This window comes from Acinetobacter sp. NIPH 2699 (assembly GCF_022549355.1).
In the GTDB taxonomy this organism is placed as follows: Bacteria; Pseudomonadota; Gammaproteobacteria; order Pseudomonadales; family Moraxellaceae; genus Acinetobacter.
The window spans coordinates 75,487-100,109 of sequence record NZ_JAKZGL010000010.1 but is presented as its reverse complement, the minus strand read 5'-3'; the positions used below and the strand labels follow the sequence as shown (position 1 = coordinate 100,109).

The 24,623-nt window shown below is 39.1% G+C and carries 23 protein-coding genes and 1 pseudogene; 12 read left to right on the top strand and 12 right to left on the bottom strand.

Annotated features, from left to right (window positions below):
* Positions 1 to 106: 106 nt before the first annotated feature.
* A complete protein-coding gene (pepN, locus tag MMP72_RS11100; RefSeq protein WP_241317259.1) occupies positions 107 to 2,713 on the bottom strand; it encodes an aminopeptidase N in 2,607 nt (868 codons plus the stop codon).
* A 333-nt stretch (positions 2,714 to 3,046) separates the two neighbouring features.
* On the opposite strand from pepN, the gene MMP72_RS11095 reads away from it, so the two are divergent.
* Positions 3,047 to 3,304, top strand: a complete 258-nt coding sequence (locus MMP72_RS11095; RefSeq protein ID WP_004671629.1) for a hypothetical protein — start codon at positions 3,047 to 3,049, stop codon at positions 3,302 to 3,304.
* A gap of 70 nt (positions 3,305 to 3,374) precedes the next feature.
* Here the strand turns inward: MMP72_RS11095 and MMP72_RS11090 are convergent, their stop codons facing one another.
* Together MMP72_RS11090 and MMP72_RS11085 are read right to left on the bottom strand one after the other, a co-directional pair.
* On the bottom strand, positions 3,375 to 3,836 hold the full coding sequence (locus MMP72_RS11090; RefSeq protein WP_241317257.1) for a DUF2147 domain-containing protein: 462 nt from the start codon (positions 3,834 to 3,836) through the stop codon (positions 3,375 to 3,377).
* A gap of 154 nt (positions 3,837 to 3,990) precedes the next feature.
* Positions 3,991 to 4,467: a DUF2147 domain-containing protein gene (locus MMP72_RS11085; RefSeq protein ID WP_241317255.1), complete on the bottom strand. Its 477-nt coding sequence runs from the start codon at positions 4,465 to 4,467 to the stop codon at positions 3,991 to 3,993.
* Between the two features lie 273 nt (positions 4,468 to 4,740).
* On the opposite strand from MMP72_RS11085, the gene MMP72_RS11080 reads away from it, so the two are divergent.
* The 3 genes from MMP72_RS11080 to MMP72_RS11070 all read left to right on the top strand — a co-directional run bounded on the left by MMP72_RS11080 (position 4,741) and on the right by MMP72_RS11070 (position 7,547).
* Positions 4,741 to 5,901, top strand: coding sequence for a hypothetical protein (locus MMP72_RS11080; protein ID WP_241317254.1), 1,161 nt, complete (start codon positions 4,741 to 4,743; stop codon positions 5,899 to 5,901).
* Positions 5,902 to 5,918: 17 nt separating this feature from the next.
* Positions 5,919 to 6,743 carry a hydroxyethylthiazole kinase gene (thiM, locus tag MMP72_RS11075; protein WP_241317252.1) on the top strand — a complete coding sequence of 275 codons (825 nt, stop codon included), beginning with the start codon at positions 5,919 to 5,921 and terminating at the stop codon, positions 6,741 to 6,743.
* An 81-nt stretch (positions 6,744 to 6,824) separates the two neighbouring features.
* Positions 6,825 to 7,547 carry an AAA family ATPase gene (locus tag MMP72_RS11070; protein ID WP_241317250.1) on the top strand — a complete coding sequence of 241 codons (723 nt, stop codon included), beginning with the start codon at positions 6,825 to 6,827 and terminating at the stop codon, positions 7,545 to 7,547.
* 104 nt (positions 7,548 to 7,651) lie between these two features.
* Here MMP72_RS11070 and MMP72_RS11065 read toward each other — a convergent pair whose 3' ends face one another.
* The gene (locus tag MMP72_RS11065) at positions 7,652 to 8,014 is read right to left on the bottom strand and encodes a 5-carboxymethyl-2-hydroxymuconate Delta-isomerase (RefSeq protein WP_241317249.1); all 363 of its coding nucleotides are present in this window, start codon (positions 8,012 to 8,014) and stop codon (positions 7,652 to 7,654) included.
* A 9-nt stretch (positions 8,015 to 8,023) separates the two neighbouring features.
* Positions 8,024 to 9,736 (bottom strand): AAA family ATPase, encoded by a 1,713-nt coding sequence (locus MMP72_RS11060; RefSeq protein ID WP_241317246.1) that lies wholly within the window; start codon positions 9,734 to 9,736, stop codon positions 8,024 to 8,026.
* Between the two features lie 227 nt (positions 9,737 to 9,963).
* Here MMP72_RS11060 and MMP72_RS11055 point away from each other — a divergent pair, with 227 nt between their 5' ends.
* Together MMP72_RS11055 and MMP72_RS11050 are read left to right on the top strand one after the other, a co-directional pair.
* Positions 9,964 to 11,136: an iron-containing alcohol dehydrogenase gene (locus MMP72_RS11055; RefSeq protein WP_241317245.1), complete on the top strand. Its 1,173-nt coding sequence runs from the start codon at positions 9,964 to 9,966 to the stop codon at positions 11,134 to 11,136.
* A gap of 197 nt (positions 11,137 to 11,333) precedes the next feature.
* Entirely contained in the window at positions 11,334 to 12,305 is a 972-nt protein-coding gene (locus MMP72_RS11050; RefSeq protein WP_241317243.1) for an alpha/beta hydrolase, read from the top strand.
* Here MMP72_RS11050 and MMP72_RS11045 read toward each other — a convergent pair.
* Entirely contained in the window at positions 12,302 to 13,492 is a 1,191-nt protein-coding gene (locus MMP72_RS11045; RefSeq protein ID WP_241317241.1) for a transcriptional regulator, read from the bottom strand. The two genes, MMP72_RS11050 and MMP72_RS11045, sit on opposite strands and share 4 nt — an antisense overlap.
* Before the next feature lie 142 nt (positions 13,493 to 13,634).
* Between MMP72_RS11045 and MMP72_RS11040 the strand changes: the two genes are divergently transcribed.
* The 3 genes and pseudogenes from MMP72_RS11040 to MMP72_RS11035 all read left to right on the top strand — a co-directional run bounded on the left by MMP72_RS11040 (position 13,635) and on the right by MMP72_RS11035 (position 16,245).
* The gene (locus tag MMP72_RS11040) at positions 13,635 to 15,146 is read left to right on the top strand and encodes an aldehyde dehydrogenase family protein (RefSeq protein ID WP_241317239.1); all 1,512 of its coding nucleotides are present in this window, start codon (positions 13,635 to 13,637) and stop codon (positions 15,144 to 15,146) included.
* 127 nt (positions 15,147 to 15,273) lie between these two features.
* Positions 15,274 to 15,420: pseudogene (locus tag MMP72_RS15915) on the top strand (ethanolamine ammonia-lyase); the annotation flags it as partial.
* Positions 15,421 to 15,531: 111 nt separating this feature from the next.
* On the top strand, positions 15,532 to 16,245 hold the full coding sequence (locus MMP72_RS11035; protein ID WP_241317237.1) for a glutamine amidotransferase: 714 nt from the start codon (positions 15,532 to 15,534) through the stop codon (positions 16,243 to 16,245).
* Between the two features lie 459 nt (positions 16,246 to 16,704).
* Here the strand turns inward: MMP72_RS11035 and MMP72_RS11030 are convergent, their stop codons facing one another.
* A complete protein-coding gene (locus MMP72_RS11030) occupies positions 16,705 to 18,432 on the bottom strand; it encodes a glutamine--tRNA ligase/YqeY domain fusion protein (protein ID WP_241317235.1) in 1,728 nt (575 codons plus the stop codon).
* Positions 18,433 to 18,599: 167 nt separating this feature from the next.
* Between MMP72_RS11030 and MMP72_RS11025 the strand changes: the two genes are divergently transcribed.
* From MMP72_RS11025 to nfsB, 3 genes are all read left to right on the top strand, one after another.
* Entirely contained in the window at positions 18,600 to 19,109 is a 510-nt protein-coding gene (locus tag MMP72_RS11025) for a peptidylprolyl isomerase (protein WP_121929691.1), read from the top strand.
* 21 nt (positions 19,110 to 19,130) lie between these two features.
* On the top strand, positions 19,131 to 19,847 hold the full coding sequence (locus MMP72_RS11020; protein WP_241317233.1) for a UDP-2,3-diacylglucosamine diphosphatase: 717 nt from the start codon (positions 19,131 to 19,133) through the stop codon (positions 19,845 to 19,847).
* Between the two features lie 170 nt (positions 19,848 to 20,017).
* Positions 20,018 to 20,671: an oxygen-insensitive NAD(P)H nitroreductase gene (gene nfsB, locus MMP72_RS11015; protein WP_241317231.1), complete on the top strand. Its 654-nt coding sequence runs from the start codon at positions 20,018 to 20,020 to the stop codon at positions 20,669 to 20,671.
* 112 nt (positions 20,672 to 20,783) lie between these two features.
* On the opposite strand, the gene MMP72_RS11010 is transcribed toward nfsB, so the two are convergent.
* The 5 genes from MMP72_RS11010 to miaA form a co-directional block, all read right to left on the bottom strand.
* The gene (locus MMP72_RS11010) at positions 20,784 to 21,410 is read right to left on the bottom strand and encodes an NAD(P)H-dependent oxidoreductase (RefSeq protein WP_241317230.1); all 627 of its coding nucleotides are present in this window, start codon (positions 21,408 to 21,410) and stop codon (positions 20,784 to 20,786) included.
* Between the two features lie 68 nt (positions 21,411 to 21,478).
* On the bottom strand, positions 21,479 to 22,075 hold the full coding sequence (locus MMP72_RS11005) for a TetR/AcrR family transcriptional regulator (protein ID WP_241317228.1): 597 nt from the start codon (positions 22,073 to 22,075) through the stop codon (positions 21,479 to 21,481).
* 42 nt (positions 22,076 to 22,117) lie between these two features.
* A complete protein-coding gene (locus MMP72_RS11000) occupies positions 22,118 to 22,975 on the bottom strand; it encodes an EamA family transporter (protein WP_241317226.1) in 858 nt (285 codons plus the stop codon).
* An 84-nt stretch (positions 22,976 to 23,059) separates the two neighbouring features.
* Positions 23,060 to 23,584, bottom strand: coding sequence for an RNA chaperone Hfq (gene hfq / locus MMP72_RS10995; protein ID WP_241317224.1), 525 nt, complete (start codon positions 23,582 to 23,584; stop codon positions 23,060 to 23,062).
* A 90-nt stretch (positions 23,585 to 23,674) separates the two neighbouring features.
* The gene (miaA, locus tag MMP72_RS10990) at positions 23,675 to 24,619 is read right to left on the bottom strand and encodes a tRNA (adenosine(37)-N6)-dimethylallyltransferase MiaA (RefSeq protein WP_241317222.1); all 945 of its coding nucleotides are present in this window, start codon (positions 24,617 to 24,619) and stop codon (positions 23,675 to 23,677) included.
* Between the last annotated feature and the right edge of the window lie 4 nt (positions 24,620 to 24,623).

Genomic DNA, 24,623 nt, shown 5'->3' with positions numbered 1-24,623 from the left:
TCACACCGAATCAGATGTATGAGAAAGAGAAAACCGAGCTAATGGTTTAACTCGGTTTTAAATGAAATACTGTCAATCTATTTCAGGACGTGACAAACCAAGCCAATTAAATACTTAATAAACTATTTAATGTTTCAGACACGTTTTTCGATTTCACTTTCGGCTGTAAATCGCTTAAAGCCTGTTGCACCTGACCTCGTTGCGGTTCAGCCAAGGTATACCAACGCGAAAGCACCTGTAATAAACGAGAACCCAAAATTGGATTTTTCTCATCTAAATATGCAGCGAGCTGAATAAAATGATCTACACCAAAACTCCATGTATTGACTGGATTATTGGCCAAACCACCGCTGACTGAACGAATACGATTCGGAGTCGTTAAATCATAATCTGCATGTTGAGTGAGATATTCAATCGTTTTCGTTGTCGCACAAGGATTGGATGCTTGAATCGTAAACCATTGATCTAAAGATAAGGCTTCATCTTTAAAGCGATTATAGAAATCGTCCAATGCTGCTTGTGCTTGTGGCGCATCATTCCATACCAGTACGCGTAATGCACCTAAACGTTCTGACATATTCCGCGTGTTTTTATATTGCGCATCCGCCAAATCAAATACCGAAGCATCCCCTTGACGTGCCAACATACTTAACATGATATTTTTCAATGCGCGGACACCCATTGCCAAAGAAAATTCTTTTTGCATATCTGGGTCTAAAGCTAAATAAGTATCTTTCCAGAAAGAACCTAGTTCTTGTGCTAAACGATTCAATACCGCTTCACGTTTCTCACGGATGAGTTCAGGTTCGTAGTCTTGATCAATACGACTACCTAAATAATTTTCACTTGGCACATCAAACAAACGTGATGCGAGCAATGGATCTTTGTTTACCAATTCAGGCAATGTGTTTTTAATCGCCTGAATATAAGTATCCACCTGATGATCTTCTAACAGAATACGCTCTAATAAGGTTTGAGTCGCTTGCCATTGGTTAAAACCATTGGTTTCGTGTTGAATCAAAAATGCAAGATCATCATTTGAATAGTCAAATACCAAATTGACTGGCGCAGAGAAATTACGCAACAACGATGCAACAGGTTGTTCAGTCACCCCAGTAAATTCGATCGTTGCTTCATCTTGATCAAACAAATACACGCCATCTTTGACATCATTTACAAACAGATCAGCACTATGCAAAGTGTATTGTTCGCCTGTATGGGCATTGAACAAAGCCAAAGCCACAGGAATTGGCACTGCTTTTAAGTTCGGATATTTAGGATGTGCTTTAAGGCTTTGTTTTAAGCTCAAACTATAGGTCTGTGTCGCCGCATCATATTCACCTTTGGCATCTAACTTTGGTGTCCCTGGTTGGTTATACCATGTTAAAAAGTTTGATAAATCAACACCTGAACCGGCTGAAAGTGCTGCTACCCAATCTTCAACCGTCACAGCTTGTCCATCATGACGCAGGAAGTACTCATCCGTTCCTTGACGGTATTTTTCTTTACCTAATAAAGTCGCCATCATGCGGTTAATTTCCGCACCTTTTTCATAGACTGTTGCGGTATAGAAGTTATTGATTTCAACAAAATGATCTGGGCGTGGCGGATGCGACAATGGTCCTGCATCTTCAGGGAATTGATGCGATTTTAATACCGCAACATCATCAATCCGTTGTACGGCGGCTGATTGTAAATCTTCTGAAAAAGACTGATCACGGAAAACCGTTAATCCTTCTTTTAAACACAACTGGAACCAGTCACGACAGGTAATGCGGTTGCCTGTCCAGTTATGGAAATATTCATGTGCAATCACCGACTGCACACGCATAATCGCTGCATCCGTGGTGAATTCTTCATCTGCAAGCACACATGAAGTATTGAAGATATTTAAACCTTTATTCTCCATTGCGCCCATATTGAATTGGCTCACAGCCACAATCATATAATTGTCGAGATCATAAGGACGGCCATAATGTTCTTCATCCCAGCGCATCGAATGCTTTAAGGCTTCCATGGCGATATGACATTTAGGAATATCTTTTTCAATTGCATAAATTTCTAATGCAACATCACGACCTTCTGAAGTGGTGTAACGATCTTTTAGAACCGCTAAATCACCAATCACACAAGCAAATAAATAGCTTGGTTTTTTGGTTGGATCTTGCCAAATCGCAAAATGACGGCCTTCACCTGCCTCACCTGTTTCCAATAAGTTACCGTTTGCCAGCAAAACTGGATATTTTTTATCTGCTTCAACACGGGTGGTAAATTCAGCCAAAATGTCTGGACGATCAGGATAGAAAGTGATTTTACGGAAGCCTTCAGGTTCATTCTGGGTAACGAATAAATCGCCTGCTTGATATAGACCTTCAAGTTGGGTATTAGACTCAGGATGAATGATCACTTGAGTTTGCACAATGACCTCATCTGGTGCATCAGCGATCACTAATTGTTCATCATCTAAATGATATTGGTCAGCACTTAGTAACTGCCCATTCAGTTGAATTGATTTCAACTCCAAATCACGCCCCAATAACACCAATGCTCCAGCGGTTTGGCGCTTCATCACAAGCGTTGCGTCAACAATCGTGTGATCCGTATAGACTTGGATATCTAAATGAATAGACTCTACTAAGAATGAGGGTTTTTGATAGTCTTTTAAATAAATGGTTTGATCTGCTTGTACAGGAGGTTGTGCCGCAATATTCATCAGTATTCCTTATCTTTCGTCATTTCATATAGACGGTCTTGTTGGCAAGACTCTTGATCAGTCGATCATACGCCAACTTATAAAATCTGTCTTTAGAACCACTGTGCATTTTATTGGGTTTCCCCATTTAGTTTTCAAACTGAAGTAGCAAACACGCTTATAATTTAGACAAAATTACAACATCGTTTTCTACTATTAAATAAAAATGACAAAATCCATGATATTTGCCTGCTCAACTTACATTCTTTGCTTAAGTTATACATTTTGTGCACGGTTATTGCTTATGTATTTATGCCAATCTAGGTGAATAAAATAAAAGCGAGGGCTATAACGATGGAATTAAAAGCACATTTGTATCGTCTAGAAAACATTAAAGCAATCCATGATCTTGCAACCGCAGGTGTTGATCATCATGTGATCTCTGTTTTTTTGTCCGCAGAAGGGATTGAACTTACCACCTTAGAAGTAACCAATATTGTAAATACCTATGACGCACTTGGGAAAGAAAAAGTGCCGAGTAAAAAAGTACAAGCACTCATCGCTGCCAAGAAAATCAGTCAGGAGGATGAAAACTTACCATGCCCTGTTTAACATTTCCGTTCTGACTTAATAAAAAAACCTCAAATCAACGTCTGATTTGAGGTTTTTTTTCAAGAATAACTTATGGATTTGCGCTGTTGGTCCGAATCCAAACCACAGTACGTCCTAAAGCTGACACGCCCATATAACCACGCATACGGAGACGCTTACCTTCACCAGACACCACGCCTTTGCCTTTGTATACACGGCCACTGGTTGCTTCCAATACAAGACCGTCAATATATGCATTTGGATCATTTGGATCTTGTTTAAACCCTGACAAAATTTCTAAACCAAGAAGCGGCTTATTCGTGTGTGGTGCTGGACATTTGGTACAATTGCTCAACGAGATCCCATGCGCATTTGGATAACGATACACAATCTTGCCATTAAATCGCCCATTGTCACCTTTTCGAATTTCGATAATTGAAAGCTGTTGACCCGTTCTCTCTTCGATGCTTTTCCAATAACCCTCGATAGCGGCAGCGAAAGTCGTTGTACTTGCGAAAGCAATACAAAGCCCCATGAAGACATGCTTATACATATTAACCCCGTTAAAAAGTAACCTATTTATATTTATAGATTTAATGATTAAAAAAATAGCATATTTAAAGAGAGCTTACACTGTACGCCCCAGTACTTGACTATATAAATTTTCTAAAAATCAAATACGTACAGTGTAATTTTAAAATTATAATTTAAGGGTTAGCACTGTCTGTGCGAATCCAAACCTGTGTGCGTCCAAGTGCTGAAATCCCCATATATCCACGCATACGCATACGCTTACCATCTACACTTAGCTGAGCTTTGCCCTTATAAATATTGCCTGTTTTTGGTTCAAGAACTCGTCCATCAATATATTGATGTGGATTTTGCGGGTCTTGTTTCAATCCCCAAGCGATTTGTAACCCCAATATGGGTTTATTTTTAAAAGGCTCAGGACATTTAACACAGTTCGCTAGAATGGTGCCACCACCAGGGACCGGATAGCGATAGGCAATTGTGCCCGTGTAAGTTCCATCCGTTTTCTTTTTGACTTCAATAATAGAAAGTAGCTCACCACTACGGTCATCAATACTTTTCCAGAAACCTTCTGGCGTTGCAGCATGACCTATTGCGGTAAATAACATCAAAGAGATCCCCATGATTCCATTCACGAGTAATTTTTTTTGCATACATTGCTCCATTATGCGGCACAGATCCATCTGTTCTATATTTTCATGCCAATACTTAGATTCAGTCAACCAAATATAAAAATATTTAACGGCTTAAATCCAAGAGAAATATTAATTAATTCACACATTTATAGACAAACAATCATAGGTTTACATTCTACCATTCAATGCAAACAGCAAAGTGCCAACACTTATATCGCAATATAATCTTTGCATCACTTCTGCTGTCAGCAATGTATAATCTGATTTTTACATATTGCAAGTTGAGTATCAATGGAGTTACAGATTCTACAAAAACAGTTAGATGAAAGTAGCCATTGTCCTTTATGCCAAGCATCTATGTTTTGGATAGAGGCAGAACAATACACCCAAGAATTCCAATTTCATGAGTGTAGTCATTGTCAACATCGGGTTTTTAGCAGCGATAGTAAATTAAATTGTCACTGTGCCCAGTGCACAGCTCAGCGTAAAAAACAAACGCAACAGACCCTGCTACAAGAAAAGCGTAAATACAAAATAAAAGATGACGTTATTTATGGCCTCAATCAGCTTAGTTTTTTACAAAAGTTGTTCTTGTTGAGCTTATTGGATAATTATGCCCGTGAAGATGTTCAGCATGATGAACTCATCCACTGGAAGAAGATTAAATATCATCACTTTACACCCAACTACTTATTTCAACATCAGATCGTTCAGGAATTACTAAAGCTGGGTGTTCTAAGACCACAAGATTCAGATATAGAGACAGAACACTTTTACATCAATATTCGTTTAGATGGTTATTCAGACCCTAGCCTGTTTAGCGTAACTCAACAATTACGCTATTGGTTTTATGAAAATCTGAGTGCGGGTATCCCCTTTAAAAGCACGGATGAAGTGAAAGATACACTCTATATGGTGCTATATCAGGAGATCATTCAGTTCACGCAATTCTATTGCCGAACTTGGGGCATTCAGATTGCAGGCAATCGCCCTTTCCAAACCTTCTGCTTTCGTTTGATGGAAGGTCTCGCAGTGGGACAGATTTATTATCTAATTCAAACCGCGCTCGAATACCTTTATAAACAAAAAGTTTTACAACCTCGCAATGATAAGTTTATTAATACCAATTTATTAAAAAAAACCCTAGAGCAATATCGCGAACGTGCTTTAACCGAGCGCTGGGAAACCTCAACCTTACCAAGACCACATAACATCCCATTGAGTAAAATGAGTGAAATTTTACTCTTTAAATTCTTGGGTTATGATGAAAGTGTCTTTTTTCAACCTGTCTGGAAGTCTTGGCGAAAAATAGAACCTCGGTTAAATTTCTATTCGATAAAACGTTGCATGTATTGTGGTTCAAATGATCTTATTGTGGATTATGATGCCGAAGATTATGTTTCTCTCATCTGCCGCCAGTGTAAACATCAAGATCATTATTTTACACGTTAAAAATTTTAGGATTTACTATGTCACAAAAACAACAACTGATTGATCAAGTCATTCAAGCTTGGCACGCTTTACAGCAACAATCTCCATTGGTTCAATGTATTACAAATAGCGTAGCCAACAATTATGTGGCGAATGTGCTTTTGGCCGCAGGTGCGTCTCCAGCAATGATTGACAATCCCTTTGAAGCTGAAAGTTTTACCCAAATAAGTTCAGCCTTAAATATTAATGTCGGCACCCCCACCACTGAACAAACCCAAGCAATGCTCATTTCAGCGAAAACAGCCCAACAGCATCAAGTGCCTTGGGTGCTTGATCCAGTCGGGTATGGTGAAATTTTAAAATGGCGCAGTAAAACCGTGGATCAACTTCTACAATATCAACCCACCATTATCCGCGGCAATGCCTCAGAAATAAGTGCTCTAGCAGGTAATTTAACGCAATCCAAAGGCGTAGACAGTACGCTCAATAGTCAAGATGTATATGCTCAAGCACAAAGTTTATTACAACATGCTGAATGTATCGCCATCTCAGGTGAAGCTGACTTCATCATTTCAAAACAACTAGACATGGTGATTCAGGTGAATGGCGGTTGTCATTTACAGCCGAAGATTACTGCAACTGGTTGTGCATTGGGTGCATTAACAGCAGCTTACAGTGCGGTAAGTTCGCCAACCATTGCAGCACTTGCCTCACATATTCATTTCTCTATTGCTGGCAGACTGGCCTATGATCAAGCGCAAAATGTAGGAAGTTTTAATGTGATGTTTTTAGATTATGTCCATATGTTAGATGAAAACTTAATACGGCAATACCACAGTATCCAATGTCTTGAATCAGCATAATAGATTTAGGCATTTACAGATTTATATCACTCGAATGAGAAGATTTTATCTATGATTATTCAATATTAATATTTTTGAATTATGAAACCATTTCTCACTCGAGTTGAACTTCTCAATAGCATTCCCGATGACTTTCCTTTCTTACATCTTTATCCAATAGAGTTTAAAAAAAATATCACCGTCATTACGGGTGAAAATGGAAGTGGGAAATCAACGATTTTAGAGGCTTTAGCGCTAAAATTTGGTTGTGCGGCAGAAGGTGGAAGTATCAATTTTAATTATAAAACTGAAGATACACATTTTGATTATAGCCCGCACCTGCGTATCCATAAATCTGCACGCAGGATCAAAGATATCTTTTTCTATCGATCGGAAACGTACTATAACTTTCTCACGGAAATGCGCCAACTCGATGCAGCAGCCAGTTTTGGACCACCTATTCGAAACGCATACGGTGGCAAAGATTTACACCTGATGTCTCATGGTGAAGCAATGAAAGCACTCATTGATCATCGTTTTCGAGCTGAGGGTTTATATATTTTAGATGAACCTGAAGCCGCGCTTTCGATTAGTAATCAAATCAATTTTATCGAAAAAGTAATCCAACTGAGTCAAGCAGGTGCACAATTTATCATTGCAACGCATTCACCGATCATGATGTTAATGCCAAATATTCAATTGTTGCAACTCACCGAGAATAGTTTTAGAGAAGTAAATTTCAGCGACACACATATTTATTATATGTATAAAGAAATCCTTAATTCAAAGGGTGAGTTTATTAAACAAATTATTGATATAGAGTGATTTTGTATTTATCCAAAACTATTCACCATTCAAAGTCATTTGTCTTTCCAATACACATAGAACTCATCGACTCCACACCATAATGAAGCCGATATTCTTCAGAGCTAAGCTGTTGCCTTGAAATAATGTTCTCGCGGCATATCAATCACCTCAACACAAAGCTGGATTGGAAATCCGACCTCAGATTTCATATATGTTTTTTGTTCAAGAACAGCCAGCAGATTGTCACCTAAAGTCTTCTTCTGTTGCTCCGTTCGACCACTTAACAAATAGAGCTTTAAATGCAGATAAGCTTCTTGGGTTTCACCCAAACCAATCAAAAAAACCTCATCTTTGAAAATACGAGACTTAATATCATCTACACTAAATAGTGCTGTTTCAAACAAAGCAGTGTTTACTTCTCGCAGTAATTTCTGTTGATCTAACGCTGTTAGATTTGCTGAATAGTTTGCAATGATATGTGGCATCTTTTCATCCTACTCTACAAACAACAATGCTAATCGTACCTGATCATACGCCATTCTTGGACTCGTTGCTTCCACGATTGGGCGTAGTTTGATGGAGCCATCATCGGTAAAATGCTCTGGATTCTTTCTCTTGTGCAAACGTTTATAAATCTTGCGTACTTCTTCAATCACCTCTTCGCCGGGGCTTGCCACAGAAATATCTAAGCTTTGTTCTTTATGTAATCGCGCCAAATGATTGATAATCGTTGCAGGAGTTAGCCCACGTTCATGTGCAATATCCTCAATCTCATATCCTTCTTCAAATAAAGCACGTGTTTCATCTAACGTGGCTGCCGCATAACTCTGTTTACTGCCCTTTGACAGTTTCTTTTCATTACGATTGATTTCGGTCGCGTTTAATGTGCCGCCGCAATGTCGAATAAAGGCATTATGCTGGGTGGTTAAATCCACATTTGCAAAGTTGGTTTCTGCTTCATCAGACAATTCCTGAAAACGGCGGTCTGCTTTGATTGCCAAGCTATCAAGCGCTAAAGCCTGCTCATTAAAACCAAGTAACCTCAGACCCGTGAGCGACTTTAATCGAGACAATGCAACATAACCCTGACCTTTTTCAAAAGTGTTGCTGAGGTTAATTTCTGCTGCTTCTAGGGTCATCCCCTGACTTTTATGAATCGTAATCGCCCAAGCTAAGCGCAAGGGGATTTGCTGAAAACTGGCGATGGCTTTACCCGCCTCATTTTCAATCGACCATGTTTCTGGTTCAACCAATAATGTCGTGCCATCGGTAAGTTTAACTTTAGGCAACATGCCTTGTTTATCATCATCTTCAAAACCAATCACCTCACCTAAGCTGCCATTGATATATCCCATATCAAAGTTGTTTTTCACAAACATAACCTTGGCATGTTTTTTTAAGGTCAATTCTTCAGGCGCACGTACAGAAGACTTTAAGGTTTCGATCAATTTTTCATTACCATCAATGACAGCATTGAATTGGTGACTTTCGTTCTCGATGCCATTTAGATGTTGATAGTTGATATTATCGACATCCATATTATGCGTATATAAACGAGTAAAGGTTTCACCAATGTCTTGCTGACGTGATTGTTGTAAGGCAGTGAGGTGATCTGACTGAATATTTTGTGCGCGAATGGCATTCAGAATCTGATTTAGAATTTCATCGTCCTGACGATGTTGTTCTGTTAAATAACACACTCGAAACTTTGCCTCCACCCACGCATCTGACATAAAGCAAAATTTATCTCGATTTGCTTCACCATTACGTCCGACAGGAGGCAACTGAAAGAAGTCACCAGCGACAATCACTTGTATGCCACCAAATGCCTCATCGCTTTCTTTAAAGTATTTTAGAACTTGATTGACTAAATTAAGTTGCTTGGCATGCAACATGGAAATTTCATCGATAATCAATACTTGAGCATTTTCTAAGTGTTCTTTTAGATATTTTCGTTCTTTCATCCGTTTGAGATCATCATCACTCAAACTATCTTTAATACCAATCCCAGCCCAAGTATGGATGGTCATACCATTCATATGCGTTGCAGCAATCCCCGTTGAAGCAGTAATTGCAACAGGTACTTTACGTGCTTTCAGATAATGAATGTATTGATTCAATGTATAGGTTTTACCTGCACCTGCCGAACCAGTTAAAAATACATTTTCACCTGCTTTAAGCAGTTTAAGTGCGGTTTCCTGTTTCATAATTACCTACCTTCTCACAGCACATAGCTTAACGAGTTTCAATAAAAAGTGAAACGGCGAAGCCTAATTTTATAGAAAACATCATTCGATCCGTATAGATAAATCGGGAATATTCTTTGGTAGGTCTTTGGTAGGTAGCAAAAATTTAATGCAATCACAATACTGGGGTCATGGTGCAACGCATCATCTATAACAAACAATGGACTTATGGAAGAAGGATTCACTCCATGGCTTTTAAAAATATTGCAGATCAAACAAACGGTTTTTATATTCCTTGCGTATCTCTCTTTGGACCAGGTTGCGCCAAAGAAATTGGAAGCAAAGCACGAGATTTAGATGCAAAAAAAGCGTTAATTGTGACCGATGAAGGTTTATTTAAATTTGGTGTCGCAGATACTATTGCACAGTATCTCACCGAGGCTGGTATAGAAAGCCACATTTTTGCTGGCGCAGAACCGAACCCAACAGATATCAATGTTCATAATGGCGTAGCAGCGTATATAAACAACCAATGTGATTTTATTGTGTCATTGGGTGGTGGTTCCTCCCACGACTGCGCAAAGGGTATTGGTTTGGTCACCGCAGGTGGCGGACATATCCGCGATTACGAAGGTATCGACAAAAGCAAAGTGGCGATGACCCCTTTAATAGCAATCAATACAACTGCTGGAACAGCATCAGAAATGACACGGTTCTGCATCATCACCAATACGGACACACACGTTAAAATGGCAATCGTCGACTGGCGTTGTACACCGCTCATTGCCATTGATGACCCTAAACTTATGGTGGCAAAACCTGCGGGTTTAACGGCAGCAACAGGAATGGATGCTTTGACCCATGCGATTGAAGCCTATGTATCCACAGCAGCCAATCCGATTACCGATGCCTGTGCAGAGAAAGCCATCAGTATGATCAGCCAATGGCTGCAACCAGCCGTTGCTAACGGCGAAAATATTGAAGCGCGTGATGCAATGAGCTATGCCCAATATCTTGCAGGTATGGCATTCAACAACGCATCATTAGGCTATGTACACGCTATGGCACACCAGTTAGGTGGTTTCTATAACCTACCGCATGGCGTCTGTAATGCAATTTTATTACCACATGTAAGCCAATTTAATCTGATTGCCTGCCAAGATCGTTATGCCAAGATTGCAGAATTAATGGGTGTTAATATTCAAGGTTTAACCGTTGCTGAAGCCGCATATGCCGCAATTGATGCCATTCAGCAGCTTTCAAGTTCTATTGGCATTCCATCTGGTCTGACTGAACTTGGCGTTAAACCTGAAGATCTACCAATCATGGCTGAAAATGCCCAAAAAGATGCATGCATGCTGACTAACCCTCGTAAAGCGAACCATGCCCAAGTCGTAGAGATCTTTAAAGCAGCCTTATAACTCCAACCAAACTCGAGTCACAAAACCACTTTATGGTAAGTCAAACCTCTCCGACCATTGACTTACTTTTGGGGGGAATCTCCTTGCTAGCATCCCCCTTTTTGTCCACACTTAGCTTCAAAAAACAAAATCGATTGACAATTCGCCAAATTCATTAAAGGATACTCAGCATGTCTTAATACAAAGTCTCAATAAAAATGAATACAACCCAGCTTTCTTCAAATCTTTACACTCCTGATCTTTTAGGAGATGGCTATGAACAACAAGTCCTGAATTATCCTGATGATTATGAAGGCAAAGTCGTCGCCACGCTCATCCGTAAAAAAGCAAAACAACCAACCACCAAAGCGGTGCTCTATATTCATGGCTTTTTAGATTATTTCTTTCAAACTGAAATGGCAGCACAGTTTAATGCACAGGGTTATGATTTTTATGCATTAGATTTAAGAAAATACGGACGTTCCAAGTTAGCGCATCAAATTTTTTACAACGTATTAGATCTACATGAATATGATGCTGATATTAACCAAGCCTTAGATATTATTGCCCAAGAAAAGCACGACAAAGTTTTACTTGCTGGACATTCAACAGGTGGATTAACCGCAACACTGTATACTGCTCACCACCCTGATCATCCTTTGATTAAAGGTCTCTGGGCAAATAGTCCTTTTTATGATTTTAATCTCAGTCTGGTAGAAAGAAAATTTGGTATCCCGATGCTCAGCCGTATAGGAAAAAAACTACCTAAAGTAAAATTTCCAAGCCAGCTTAATCGTTGGTATACCGCCAGTTTGCATAAAGATCTCAAAGGTGAATGGGATTTCAATTTGGACTGGAAACCGACCAGCGCACCAACAGTACAGCTCAGTTTTGTACATGCAATTCATACGGCACAAAAAGAGATTCATCGTGGCGTAAAACTGAATATTCCAGCATTAATTATGCACTCGCATCAAACCAAGAACCCGAAAAAATGGGGCATAGATGCAACTCAAAGTGATGTCATTTTAGATGTTAAACACATTAAAAAATACGCGAAGAAAATGAAAGGAGATATCTCTATTATCTCAATTCACAATGGCTTACATGATTTAGTCCTTTCCGCCCTCCCCGTGCGTAAACAAGTTTATCAAGAGCTTTTTCAATGGCTAGAGCAGAAAATCAACTAACTTCTTTTTAATTGTTCATCATATTTAGCAAGTAATTGATGTGCAGGATGTTCAATGGGTAATAACTCCATTAAACGCTCTACCGCATCAATTGCTTCTGGAAAATGCGCTAAATGTTTAAGCAATAAATCTGTTTCTTGCGTCTTAAAAATCGCATCACTCAACCGAGATTCGAGACAATCTCGCCAAGCAGATAAAAATGGACTTTCTGTTTTCGCTAGAAACACCCCACTATACAATTGTAACGCTGAGCTGAGATATCCAGCATCTAAGGCTTGTTCCACTTGTAAAAAATCAGCTTCAATATGAACCAGTAAGCGGTATGGACGTGAACCTAATAAACCACCTAAAACATCTCTTAATTGCGACATTTCAGCTTTTAACGTTCCCATACTCACTTTACGTTCGCCATAAAGCGCCTGATATAAATGTTCAAGTGTTAGACCATGAGGACATAAAGCCAAAATCGCCAGGATCTCAATTTGGCGAGGCGTTAATAACAGACTTTTACCATTAAATTTGACTTGTGGTGTTGCAAATGCACGAATATATAAATGCTGGCGTTGTTGCTCAAGTAAAGCTGACTGGATAATGGATGCACAGCGTTCAGCCGCTAAAATCCCAAAAGTATTATGATTCTTCCACGTGGTAGATAAATCAACCACACCTAGTGTCTGTTTTGAATATGGGTCAATAATTGGTGCGGCATAACACACCCAATCATGCACCGACTCCATATAGTGCTCATTAGAAAAAACACAGCTCGATTGCTGTGTTTTGAGTGACAGTGCCAAAGCATTGGTACCAACTAATTCTTCACGCCACTGTCCACCCTTCACAAAATGAACCTGTTCAGCAGCACTTTGCATTTGAGGGCTTGGTGCCGTCCAAATAATGGTACTGCCAATATCTCCCACAGCGATCACCATAGAAGATTGTTCTGCAATATGACGTAAATCGTCAGCACATCGTTGTAATGCTAAATCTAAAGTATTCTGTGAAGTAGATTTTTTTTCGAGTAATGGTGCTGCCATACGTTCTTTCGGAATATCAGCCGATATGGAACGTTCCCATGAACTGGCTATACTTTGATCAAGTTTGGCGGCGTTTTGAGGAGAGAGACTATTTTGCGCGCGCAGTTGATCAATCAATGCCCTTTGCTGCACTAAATCCTTTTTTGTGAACATTTGTAAGTTCCTTATATATCCACATTGGTATTCCAACCTTTCTCCAACCTTCTTATTTATATACTAAATACACAGAGTACGAAAGTACCTATTGACAGGGTTCTTGTTAGTCTTTAGTCCTAAAATGCAAAGGAATATATATATGCGTTATATCGATCCGAACCAATCTGGTTCAAAAATTCAATTCAAATCTCAATATGAAAATTTTATTGGCGGTCAATGGGTTGCACCTGTAAAAGGTCAATATTTTGACAATATTTCACCTGTTGATGGCCAAGCTTTTGCCCGCATTCCTCGCTCATCGGCAGAGGATATAGAATTGGCTTTAGATGCAGCTCATAAAGCCAAAATCGAATGGAACAAATCCTCTCCAACCACACGCTCTAACCTACTGCTTAAAATAGCAGATCGTTTAGAAGCTCACTTAGAAATGCTTGCTGTTGCAGAAACTTGGGACAATGGTAAACCTGTACGCGAAACGCTTGCTGCCGACATTCCATTAGCCATAGACCATTTCCGCTATTTCGCTGGCTGTATTCGTGCTCAAGAAGGCGGCATTTCGGAAATCGATGAAGATACCATTGCCTATCATTTCCATGAGCCACTCGGTGTTGTTGGACAAATTATTCCTTGGAACTTCCCAATCTTAATGGCGGCTTGGAAACTTGCACCGGCTTTAGCTGCAGGTAACTGTGTGGTGCTGAAGCCTGCTGAACAAACTCCAGTAGGTATTTTGTTGGTAGCTGAACTTATTCAAGATATTTTACCTGCAGGTGTAATTAATATCGTCAATGGTTATGGTACTGAAGTTGGTCGTCCACTGGCAACCAGTCCTCGTATTGCCAAAATTGCATTTACAGGGTCAACCCAAGTTGGCCAGTTGGTGATGCAATATGCAACTGAAAACATCATCCCAGTAACTTTAGAATTGGGAGGTAAATCACCGAACCTATTTTTTGAAGACGTAATGGATAAAGACGATGACTTTTTAGAGAAAACACTTGAAGGTTTTGCTATGTTTGCCTTAAACCAAGGTGAAGTCTGTACTTGTCCATCTCGTGCACTGGTACAAGAAAGTATCGCAGATCAGTTCCTCGAAAAAGCCATTGAACGAGTCAAACGTATTAAAACAGGTCATCCGCTTGATACCGAAACGATGATTGGCGCTCAAGCCTCACAGGAACAGCAAGAGAAAATCTTACGCTGTATTGATACAGGCCGACAAGAAGGTGCTGAAATTTTAGTGGGTGGCGGTGATCGAAAAGAAGTGGGCAACGGTTTTTATATCGAACCGACCATATTTAAAGGTCATAACAGTATGCAAGTTTTCCAAGAAGAAATTTTTGGCCCTGTTCTTTCCGTAACCACCTTTAAAGATTTCGATGATGCAATCAAAATTGCGAATGACACCATGTATGGTTTAGGTGCTGGAGTCTGGTCACGCTCCGCACACACCTCTTATCGTGCTGGACGTGCGATAGAGTCAGGCCGTGTTTGGACCAATTGTTATCATATTTATCCTGCACATGCTGCTTTCGGTGGATATAAAAAATCAGGTATAGGTCGAGAAAATCATCGCATGATGCTGGATCATTATCAACAAACCAAAAATCTGTTGGTGAGCTATTCAACCAAACCGATGGGCTTCTTTTAAGATGTTGCACTAACGTGGAACATATCAACTCACGCTTATGATCCATTCTAATTTCTCTTAGCCAAAAAGCAAGCAGGTAATACTGCTTGCTTTTCCGTTTTCATGGCTATTTCATTTTCAGACCTGTATCGCTGCACAACGCTTATTCGCGCTGATGAAAAAGTCAAAGCAGATACAACTCTCTGGCGTTGCGTTAAAAGATGAGCATCAAATTCCAGTTGTAGAACGGCATCAAAAAAGGCAACTCTTTTTCCTTGACTCAAGCAATAATTAGCGCGGCACCCATATTCAAAAATGCGATAGATACTTTATTTCTCATCCACTTTTCTTTGAGCATGGAATGTTTATACTTGCATTGATGTTAATCATGACTAGATAAAACTCGATGATAAATACTGAATCTTTACCTAAAACCATTTATGCCATCCAACATCTTGCTTTTGAAGATTTAGGTTCATTGGAAGATACCTTTTACCAACTTGGTTTTCGAGTTCGCTATTTTGAAGCTGGTGTAGATGATCTCAGTCCTGCACTAAATTATGATGGACTAACGATCATTTTGGGTGGCCCTATTGGTGTTTATGAAACAACGGACTACCCTTTTTTAGTCGATGAAATTGAAGGACTCAAACAACGTTTAAAAGCCAATAAGCCAACAATGGGTATTTGCCTCGGCGCTCAGCTCATTGCACATGCACTAGGCGCCAACGTTTATGCAGGACATCAAAAAGAAATTGGTTGGGGGCGATTAGACATCAAAACTGCTGAGCCTAATATTTTATTGCCACTTAAAGACACTCACGTCTTACATTGGCATGGTGATACTTTTGATCTACCGGAAAGTGCAACCTTACTGGCCAGTTCTGAAATTTACCCTCATCAGGCCTTTTCGATTGGCCATAATATCTTAGCTTTGCAATTCCACTTGGAAATTGCAGCGCAGAGTTTTGAAAAATGGTTAATTGGTCATACCTGTGAAATACGTCATGCAGGCCTTTCCATTCCGCAGCTTCGACAAGATAACCTAAACTATGCAGCACAATCAGAACAACAATCTCATAAAATTATGCAAAATTTTATAGAAAATATTCAGCTTTAAAAATTAAGCCTAGCTAAAAAATCACAGGTTTAGGTCATATAAACTTAGCCTGTGAGAGGTTATCCTACTAAACCAATAAGAAAATTAAATCCCTTTTAAGACAAACTTAAAAATCATGATATCCACAAAGCCAGTGTTACAAAATGTAAACACTAAGCCTATCAACAATCTACAAGATAATGTGAAAAAATCCCAGATAAACAATAAAATATAAATATTATATATTTTTACATTTTGTTTTTTTTAAATCGGTGGGTAGCCTTATGCTAAAGTTCATAAAAAGTTTTCATACCATTAATACGTATTTAATTTCATCGACGATGTTATTGATTTTTATTGTTGTTTATTTTTATATCAATCCGTAAACAAGGCAGAAAAAAGCCCAATCATGATCATTGGGCTTTTTTATTGCTGCTGAATCAACTATTCAAATATTAAATGAAAGTTCATACAGATTTTTTACTTTTTCTCAACTTTAAAGCTATCTTTTAAGTCAAGAATACGGTTAAACACTGGTTTTTCTGCATGATGATCGTATTGATCAGCAACAAAATATCCTTCACGTTCAAATTGGAATCGATCTTCAGCTCTCGCTTGCGCTAAAGCAGGCTCAACGACCGCCTGAACGATTTGCAGTGAATTTGTATTGAGATTTGCCAAGAAATCATCGCCTATTTCAGGGTCTGATTCTGTGAACAAACGATCATAAATACGAACTTCCGCTGGAATACCTTTGCTTGCCGATACCCAATGCACCACCCCTTTGACCTTACGCCCTTCAGGATTTTTACCTAGAGTATTTGGATCAATTGAACATTTCAGTTCAATCACTTCACCATTGGCATCTTTAATCACTTCATCACATTTAATCACATAAGCATGGCGTAAACGCACTTCGCCTTCAGGAATTAAACGCTTGAAACCTTTAGGTGGCACTTCTTCAAAATCTTTACGATCAATATAAATTTCACGTGTTAGAGGAATAATGCGCTCACCCATATCTACATTTGGATGACGTGCATGGGTTAAGTCCAACTCTTCAGGTAAATTGGTCAATGTTACTTTTAATGGATTCAATACTGCCATACCACGCGCAGCGGTATTTTCCAAAGACTGGCGAATACAGAACTCAAGCATTGCCACATCAACAATACCATCAGTTTTTGATACGCCAACTCGCTTACAGAAATCACGTAATCCTTCAGCAGTAAAACCACGACGACGCATCCCCACAACAGTAGGCATACGTGGATCATCCCATCCATTGACATGACCACCTTCAACCAACTTACGTAGCTTACGCTTTGAAGTAATGGTGTAGTCAATATTTAAACGTGAAGATTCGTACTGGCGCGGTACAGCTTGAGAATGAACCTTTGCTACAATCCAATCATAAAATGGGCGGTGATCTTGGAATTCTAATGTACAAAGCGAATGGGTAATGCCTTCAATCGCATCAGACAATGGATGAGCATAGTCATACATTGGGTACATTTTCCACTTATCACCGGTTTGGTGATGTTCTGAATGCAACACACGATAAAGAATCGGATCACGCATATGCACATTCGGACTTGCCATATCAATTTTGGCACGTAAAACTGCGGTACCTTCTTGAAGCTCACCATTACGCATTTGCTCAAAGTGTGCTAGGTTTTCTGCAATGCTGGCATCACGATAAGGTGAATTTTTACCAGCTTCAACGAAATTACCACGATTTAATTTAATTTCCTCGGGTGTTTGCAAATCCACATAGGCATCACCTTGTTCAATCAGTTGAACGGCCCATGCATACAATTGATCAAAATAACTCGAAGCATAGCGCGGTTCACCATTCCAGTTAAAACCTAACCATTTCACATCGTTGGCAATACCATCAACGTACTCCTGCTCTTCAGCATCAGGGTTGGTATCGTCAAAACGTAAATTACATAAACCGTTAAACTCTTCAGCAATACCAAAGTTTAAACAAATCGCTTTTACGTGACCAATATGAAGATAACCATTCGGCTCAGGTGGGAAACGAGTCACCACTTTTTGGGTGCGCCCTTCTATTAAATCATCAGTAATTACTTGGCGTACAAAATCTAAGCCGGCCTGTTGTTCTTGCTGCGCAGCATCGACAGAGGCATGAGTATTCGGTGTCGGGGTCTTTGGCAGTTCTGAAACAACATCATTTGGCTTCATAGGGTGTAAATCGCTTCTTACAGTTAAAAATAGGGAATAAAAACGCAATCTTTACTTTTTCTCAAAGATTTTAACGTTTTTTACTTGCCTTGTAGTTTACAGTTTGCTTATGCTTCTCTCAACCAAAAACCCATGGTCAATTTGCCCATGTTTAGGAGATTAATGTAATGAGTTTTCCTCAAGTCGAATTAAATACCAATAAAGGCCGTATTGTTCTTGAGCTTAATGCTGAAAAAGCACCAAAAACGGTTGCAAATTTCTTAGAATATGTACGTGACGGTTTCTATGATGGCGTAATTTTCCACCGTGTGATTGAAGGTTTTATGATCCAAGGCGGTGGCATGGACGAAAACTTTAAAGAAAAAGCAACGCGTGATTCAATCGAAAACGAAGCTGACAATGGCTTAAGCAACGATGAAGGTACTGTTGCAATGGCACGTACCCAAGCACCGCACTCTGCTTCAGCTCAATTCTTCATTAACGTTAAAAATAACTCTTTCTTAAACCATACTGGCAAAACAGCTCAAGGCTGGGGTTATGCTGTATTTGGTAAAGTGACAGAAGGTCTTGATGTTGTAGATGCCATTAAAGGCGTACGTACTGGTAACCGTGGTTATCATGCAGATGTTCCTTTAGAGAACGTTGTGATCGAATCTGCTAAAATCATCTCTGAATAATTTTAGCCTCTAGGATTCTTTGTGACTTATCTGTTTATCTCAGATTTACACTTGTCACCTGATCACCCTCGACTCGTTCGAGGGTTTTTAGATTTATTAAAACAATATCAAGATAAAAATACCCAACTCTACATTTTAGGCGATTGGTTTAACGCTTGGATTGGTGATGATTACAGTGCCCAATGGTTAGACGAAATTGTAAATGCCTTACAGGAATTCACTCATGCTGGGAATGCAGTTTATTTCCAAGTCGGTAACCGTGACTTTGCTTTAGGTCAAAAGTTCTTAAATTTATTTAATGGTATTTTACTGCCTGATGTTTATCATCTAGAAATTAATCATAAAAAGTTTCGCTTAGAACATGGCGATGCTTTGTGTACCGATGATATTGCTTATCAACGTTTTAGAGCTGTGATACGCAACCCAATTTTACTCGGTTTTTTAAAACGTACACCTTTAAGCTTTAGGCAAAAAATTGCCAATGGCTTTCGTAAAAAAAGTAGCGAAACCAAGCAACTGAAAAGTTATGACATTATGGATGTCAATGCTCAAGCTGTAGACGACGCAATGGGGCAAGTTGATTTTTTAATTCATGGGCATACGCATCGTCCAGAAATCCATCCACTAGGCAATAAACAACGTCTAGTGTTAGGTGATTGGCGCGCAGATTCGGCATGGATTTTGGAAATCGACGAACAAGAAAATTATAAATTAGATTTTAAACAGTGGTCATATTGACCCTATAAATCATCATCCCTGTCCGTATTTTACACTTACACTCATTCGCTTAAAAATATAACTGCTATATTCATATACGACTTAAATCTATATAGAAAATCACATTTAGATACTTTCAGTGAAATATATATCCAGTAGAATAAAGCGAGTTTTTATTGGATTCAAAAAACATGGATACCCTACTTACAGCAAAAACGCGTTATGCAACTAAAGCGTATGATGCAAATAAAAAAATTCCCAAGCAACAATTTGATAAGTTATTAGAAGTTTTACGCTTTAGCCCATCTTCTGTGAATATTCAACCTTGGCATTTTCTCGTTGCAGAAACGGATCAAGCGAAACAACGAATTGCTGCTGGCTTAACTGGCAACTATGTCTATAATGCGGCTAAAGTCTTGAACTCTTCACATACCTTAATCTTTTGTACCCGCACCGATATTTCACCAGAATACTTAGAACAACTCCTTCAACAAGATGATGTCAGTGGTCGCTTTAAAGATGAAATAGCCAAACAAGGTCAACGTGATACTCGTCAGGGCTACGTTGAGTTTTATCGCAATGAACTGAAAAATCTTTCTGCGTGGATGGAAAATCAAACTTACTTAGCACTGGGACAACTCCTTTTCGCTGCTGGGCTTGAAGGGATTGATGCAACACCAATGGAAGGTTTTGATAGAAATACCATTGATCAAGAATTTGGTTTAACTGAAAAAGGTCTAAAAGCCTCTGTCATCGTCGCTTTGGGCTATCGTAGTGAACAAGATTTCAATGCGAATTTGCCAAAATCACGACTTCCTGAAGATGTCATTTTTACTCGTTTATAAACTCTAAGTTTCAGCATAAAACCTCGCTCGTTTAATTCATAACATGAGGATATATTGGTCAAGTAAGCACGGCTTAAAGTGGCATTTCCTTGACCAATATAAAATCATTTACTCAGCAACTCACACTTCGCTGATTTAGATCTAATACCGTTGTATCAATTTCCTTGAAAAATGCCTGTAGGCCATCAGCCTGAATAAAATCTGCATGATAAAGAATTGATGTTTGAACATCTTGATTGCCACAAAATCCAAAAATACCCTCAACGATCTGGGTATGTATTGCTTTGCTATAACCATGCTTATCGTATCCAGCTTGATCACCTGTACCCGTTCCGATCAGTTTTACAGGTATCTTTTTAAGCTGACCAACCAAGGTTCCTTGATCATCTATTTGATAAGCCCAACCATGCGTAAACACACGTTCAAACCAGCCTTTTAAAAGCGCAGGTACAGACCACCAATAAACTGGAAAAACAAAATAAACGATATCTGCACGATCAAAGCGAGTTTGTTCAAACAAAATATCAGCACCTAAAGCTTGCTGGCCACGATATGCCCCAAGATCAGGAATAGTGATTGCTGGCTTGAACTCTTCTTGATATAAGTCTGCAATCTCAACATTCATGCCCTGTTGGATCAAAAGATTCGCAATATGGTTTGAGATTTGATGCGATAAGGATGTTGAGTCAGGATGGGTAATGACAATCAATGCATTTTTCTTTTGTTCTAAAATAGACATAAATATTCTTCCAAGGATATTATGCTTAATAAGTTACCATTAGTAACTTATGCAAACAATAGTCCCTGTTAAATATTTGCTGGATTTAAGTAATCATTCAGAATAAGAACAATCGCATTTTCCATCACTTTTTCTGCAATTGACGGATCAAGCATGTGATTACTTGCAGCCACACATACAGCATCCATCAATCCTGTGATTGCAATGAGAATCGCCTCACCCTCTTGATCCTCGAATCGAACAAAGGGATGAATACTATTCGTAAAAATATCAATAAACTCCTGCTGACATTGCTGTAGATACGTTTGCAATATATCCGTACCAGAAAGTGCTGCCATAACCAAACCAACTTCTGGTCCCATTGCGATATAACATTTTAAACAGGCGCTACAGAAAATATGAATGGTCGAATCAAAGCTATTCGCATTCTGTGCTAATGAGCTGGATAGATCCTGTTTTTGCTTATCACTAAACTCTTTATAAATCGCGATTAACAAACCTTCTTTATCAATAAAATGCCGATAAGCAATCGGTTTGGTTATTCCTGCTTGTTCTGCCAGATAACCTAATGTCAGCGCTTCCACCCCTTCGGTACGAATAATAGATCGAGCCACATGCAAAAGTTGCTGTCTACGGTCTTCCTTGGTCAGTCTCTTTCCCGTCATGTGTGATCTCATCAATATTGGCTAATAACTTTATTCTACGGTTTACATCATTGCTTTTGCTAAACACAGTACCGCAACAATCCCACAAAGTAACCCAATCCAAGTATAGAGTTTTAAGCGCTCTTTGAATAAAACCACACCACTCAATACCCCTAAAACCACCACAAGAATATTCATTCCTGCAAAGACAATAGCAGGTGTATCCTTAAAGATCATATGAGCTTTGACATATAACGCAATATTGGCAAAATTAAGCCCACCTAAAATCAAACCCATAAAAATATTTTTAGGCTGCCAATTTGATTGCGTTATCGCAAGATAACTAATCGATAAAATAAACGCAGCAATGAACGTTAAATTCAGCGTAACAGCAAACTGTAAACCTAGGCTGCTACTATATTTCAGCAATACATCAATTGCTGCATAGCCACCCCAAACGCAAAATAAAAACAGTGCCGATTTCAAATTCAAACTTCTATTGCTATTCTCTGTGGCTTGACCAAAAATAATAGCCAATATCGCAATCACCCCTAAAACAACACCAATTATTTTTAATTGGCTAAACTGTTCAGCGAAAATAAAGTAGGCAGCGAATAAAGAAAGTATCACGGCCAAGCGTTGAGCAATTTCTGTTTTTAAAATCCCTGCGTATTGTAATGACTTTGCTAAACATAAGAAAATACTCGGCAATAACACCGCGAGAAGTAGAATCAACCACCACGGTGTATGCGCCAATGAAATATGAGTAATATCGGTTTTAAACCAATAAAAACATAAAATGCTTGCACTGAAATAATTCCACGCAATCATTTGTAAAACATCAAAACCTTTGGTTTTAAGAAATTTCAGCAAAATTGAAACGATGACACTACAACACGCCGCAGCAAAAATAATTTCCATAGCAATTCTTGTACTTAGATTAAAATCACAAACAAAAATGCCAGTCTATTTTAAGACTGGCATTTTTTAAAGATCATCAATCAATTAACGATTATTTTCGTCTTCTTGACCATCTTCAAATTTAGTTTCGCTGTCAAAACCACCTTGACCACCGAAGCCACCTTGACCACCAAAGCCACCGCCTTGACCGCCAAAACCACCTTGACTACCAAAGCCGCCTTGACCACCGAAGCCGCCGCCTTGACCACCGAAGCCGCCGCCTTGACCACCGAAGCCACCACCTTGACCGCCGAAGCCGCCGCCTTGACCACCGAAACCACCAGCAGCACCACCTTGACCACCGAAACCACCAGTAGTACCAGCTTGTGCTGGGAAGCCACCAGTGCCTTGAGCACCAGCTGGACGTGGATTACGTGCAGGAACGACTGTAGAAATCGCGTGCTTGTAAACCATTTGGCTTACTGTATTCTTTAATAAAACGACATATTGGTCAAAAGACTCAATATGACCCTGCAATTTAATACCGTTCACAAGGAAAATAGAAACTGGAATACGTTCTTTACGGAGAGAATTTAAGAACGGATCTTGTAAAGTTTGACCTTTAGACATTTTTAACTCCAAAAATTTTTAAATCAGCGCAAAAAAACTATCTTTATTTTTCAACTAAAAATTATAAAAAGACAGCCTGCGAATTTTGCTTTATCCCAAGAAGTTTCGCAAGTCTTCTTTCGCCTGCGTTATCGTCACATAAGTTTTAAAATCGTGTATTTCTTGCAAAGAACGTAACCAAGTGTATTGACGTTTGGCAAGTTGCCGTGTTGCAAATAACGCTTTGTTCTCCATTTCCACTTTATTTTTGAGACTTAAGTCACCTTTTAGCAGGAATTCTAGAGCTTGTCGATAACCAACAGACCGCATAGAGGGTAAATTATCATTTAAATCGTATTTTTTAATTAATTCTTCCACCTCATTTAAAAAACCGATGCTCCACATTTTGCTCAATCTTTGCTCAATTCGTTGATGTAATTCTAACCGATCAGGCATCAGCGCGTAGTTATGAAATATGTAACGATACGGTTGATTTTTAGGCTGCTCCGCTTGTAATTTTGTTATCGGCTCACCTGTAATCCGATAGACTTCTAAAGCCCGAATAATTCTTTGTTTATCAGAGACTTTAAATTTTTCACCAGCTACAGGATCAACTGCAACCAGCTCATCATAAACTGACTGCCAACCTTCCAACTCAGCTTTTGTAACAATCGCATCGCGAATTGCCTGATCTGCATTGGGCAAATTATCTGCAAGACCTTCAAGCAAAGCTTTAAAATACAGCATGGTTCCACCGACCAAAATTGGTGTTTTGCCACGCGCATGCATATCATCAATTAAAGGACAAACATCTTCAACAAATTGAGCAGCAGAATACACCTCTAACGGCGTAATAATATCAATCAGGTGATGTGGATATTGTGCTTGCTCTTCCTTGGTCGGTTTCGCAGTGCCAATATCCATATCCTTATAAACCAAGGCTGAATCAACAGAAATTAACTCGAAATTACCACGTTCATATAGTTCACATGCCAATGCTGTTTTACCACTTGCGGTAGGCCCCATTAAATTGATCACGGGCAATTGATTTGACATGTAA

Bases quoted from the DNA above. Each gene is read 5' to 3' on its own strand.
- MMP72_RS11005 (WP_241317228.1), bottom strand. From the start codon at position 22,075: ATGACGGGAAAGAGACTGACCAAGGAAGACCGTAGACAGCAACTTTTG.
- thiM (WP_241317252.1), top strand. From the start codon at position 5,919: ATGTCACAAAAACAACAACTGATTGATCAAGTCATTCAAGCTTGGCAC.
- miaA (WP_241317222.1), bottom strand. From the start codon at position 24,619: ATGTCAAATCAATTGCCCGTGATCAATTTAATGGGGCCTACCGCAAGT.
- MMP72_RS11025 (WP_121929691.1), top strand. From the start codon at position 18,600: ATGAGTTTTCCTCAAGTCGAATTAAATACCAATAAAGGCCGTATTGTT.
- MMP72_RS11065 (WP_241317249.1), bottom strand. From the start codon at position 8,014: ATGCCACATATCATTGCAAACTATTCAGCAAATCTAACAGCGTTAGAT.
- MMP72_RS11080 (WP_241317254.1), top strand. From the start codon at position 4,741: ATGGAGTTACAGATTCTACAAAAACAGTTAGATGAAAGTAGCCATTGT.
- MMP72_RS11055 (WP_241317245.1), top strand. From the start codon at position 9,964: ATGGCTTTTAAAAATATTGCAGATCAAACAAACGGTTTTTATATTCCT.
- MMP72_RS11030 (WP_241317235.1), bottom strand. From the start codon at position 18,432: ATGAAGCCAAATGATGTTGTTTCAGAACTGCCAAAGACCCCGACACCG.
- MMP72_RS11085 (WP_241317255.1), bottom strand. From the start codon at position 4,467: ATGCAAAAAAAATTACTCGTGAATGGAATCATGGGGATCTCTTTGATG.
- MMP72_RS11090 (WP_241317257.1), bottom strand. From the start codon at position 3,836: ATGTATAAGCATGTCTTCATGGGGCTTTGTATTGCTTTCGCAAGTACA.
- MMP72_RS11010 (WP_241317230.1), bottom strand. From the start codon at position 21,410: ATGTCTATTTTAGAACAAAAGAAAAATGCATTGATTGTCATTACCCAT.
- MMP72_RS11070 (WP_241317250.1), top strand. From the start codon at position 6,825: ATGAAACCATTTCTCACTCGAGTTGAACTTCTCAATAGCATTCCCGAT.
- MMP72_RS11050 (WP_241317243.1), top strand. From the start codon at position 11,334: ATGAATACAACCCAGCTTTCTTCAAATCTTTACACTCCTGATCTTTTA.
- MMP72_RS11060 (WP_241317246.1), bottom strand. From the start codon at position 9,736: ATGAAACAGGAAACCGCACTTAAACTGCTTAAAGCAGGTGAAAATGTA.
- MMP72_RS11035 (WP_241317237.1), top strand. From the start codon at position 15,532: ATGATAAATACTGAATCTTTACCTAAAACCATTTATGCCATCCAACAT.
- MMP72_RS11040 (WP_241317239.1), top strand. From the start codon at position 13,635: ATGCGTTATATCGATCCGAACCAATCTGGTTCAAAAATTCAATTCAAA.
- nfsB (WP_241317231.1), top strand. From the start codon at position 20,018: ATGGATACCCTACTTACAGCAAAAACGCGTTATGCAACTAAAGCGTAT.
- MMP72_RS11095 (WP_004671629.1), top strand. From the start codon at position 3,047: ATGGAATTAAAAGCACATTTGTATCGTCTAGAAAACATTAAAGCAATC.
- MMP72_RS11000 (WP_241317226.1), bottom strand. From the start codon at position 22,975: ATGGAAATTATTTTTGCTGCGGCGTGTTGTAGTGTCATCGTTTCAATT.
- pepN (WP_241317259.1), bottom strand. From the start codon at position 2,713: ATGAATATTGCGGCACAACCTCCTGTACAAGCAGATCAAACCATTTAT.
- hfq (WP_241317224.1), bottom strand. From the start codon at position 23,584: ATGTCTAAAGGTCAAACTTTACAAGATCCGTTCTTAAATTCTCTCCGT.
- MMP72_RS11045 (WP_241317241.1), bottom strand. From the start codon at position 13,492: ATGTTCACAAAAAAGGATTTAGTGCAGCAAAGGGCATTGATTGATCAA.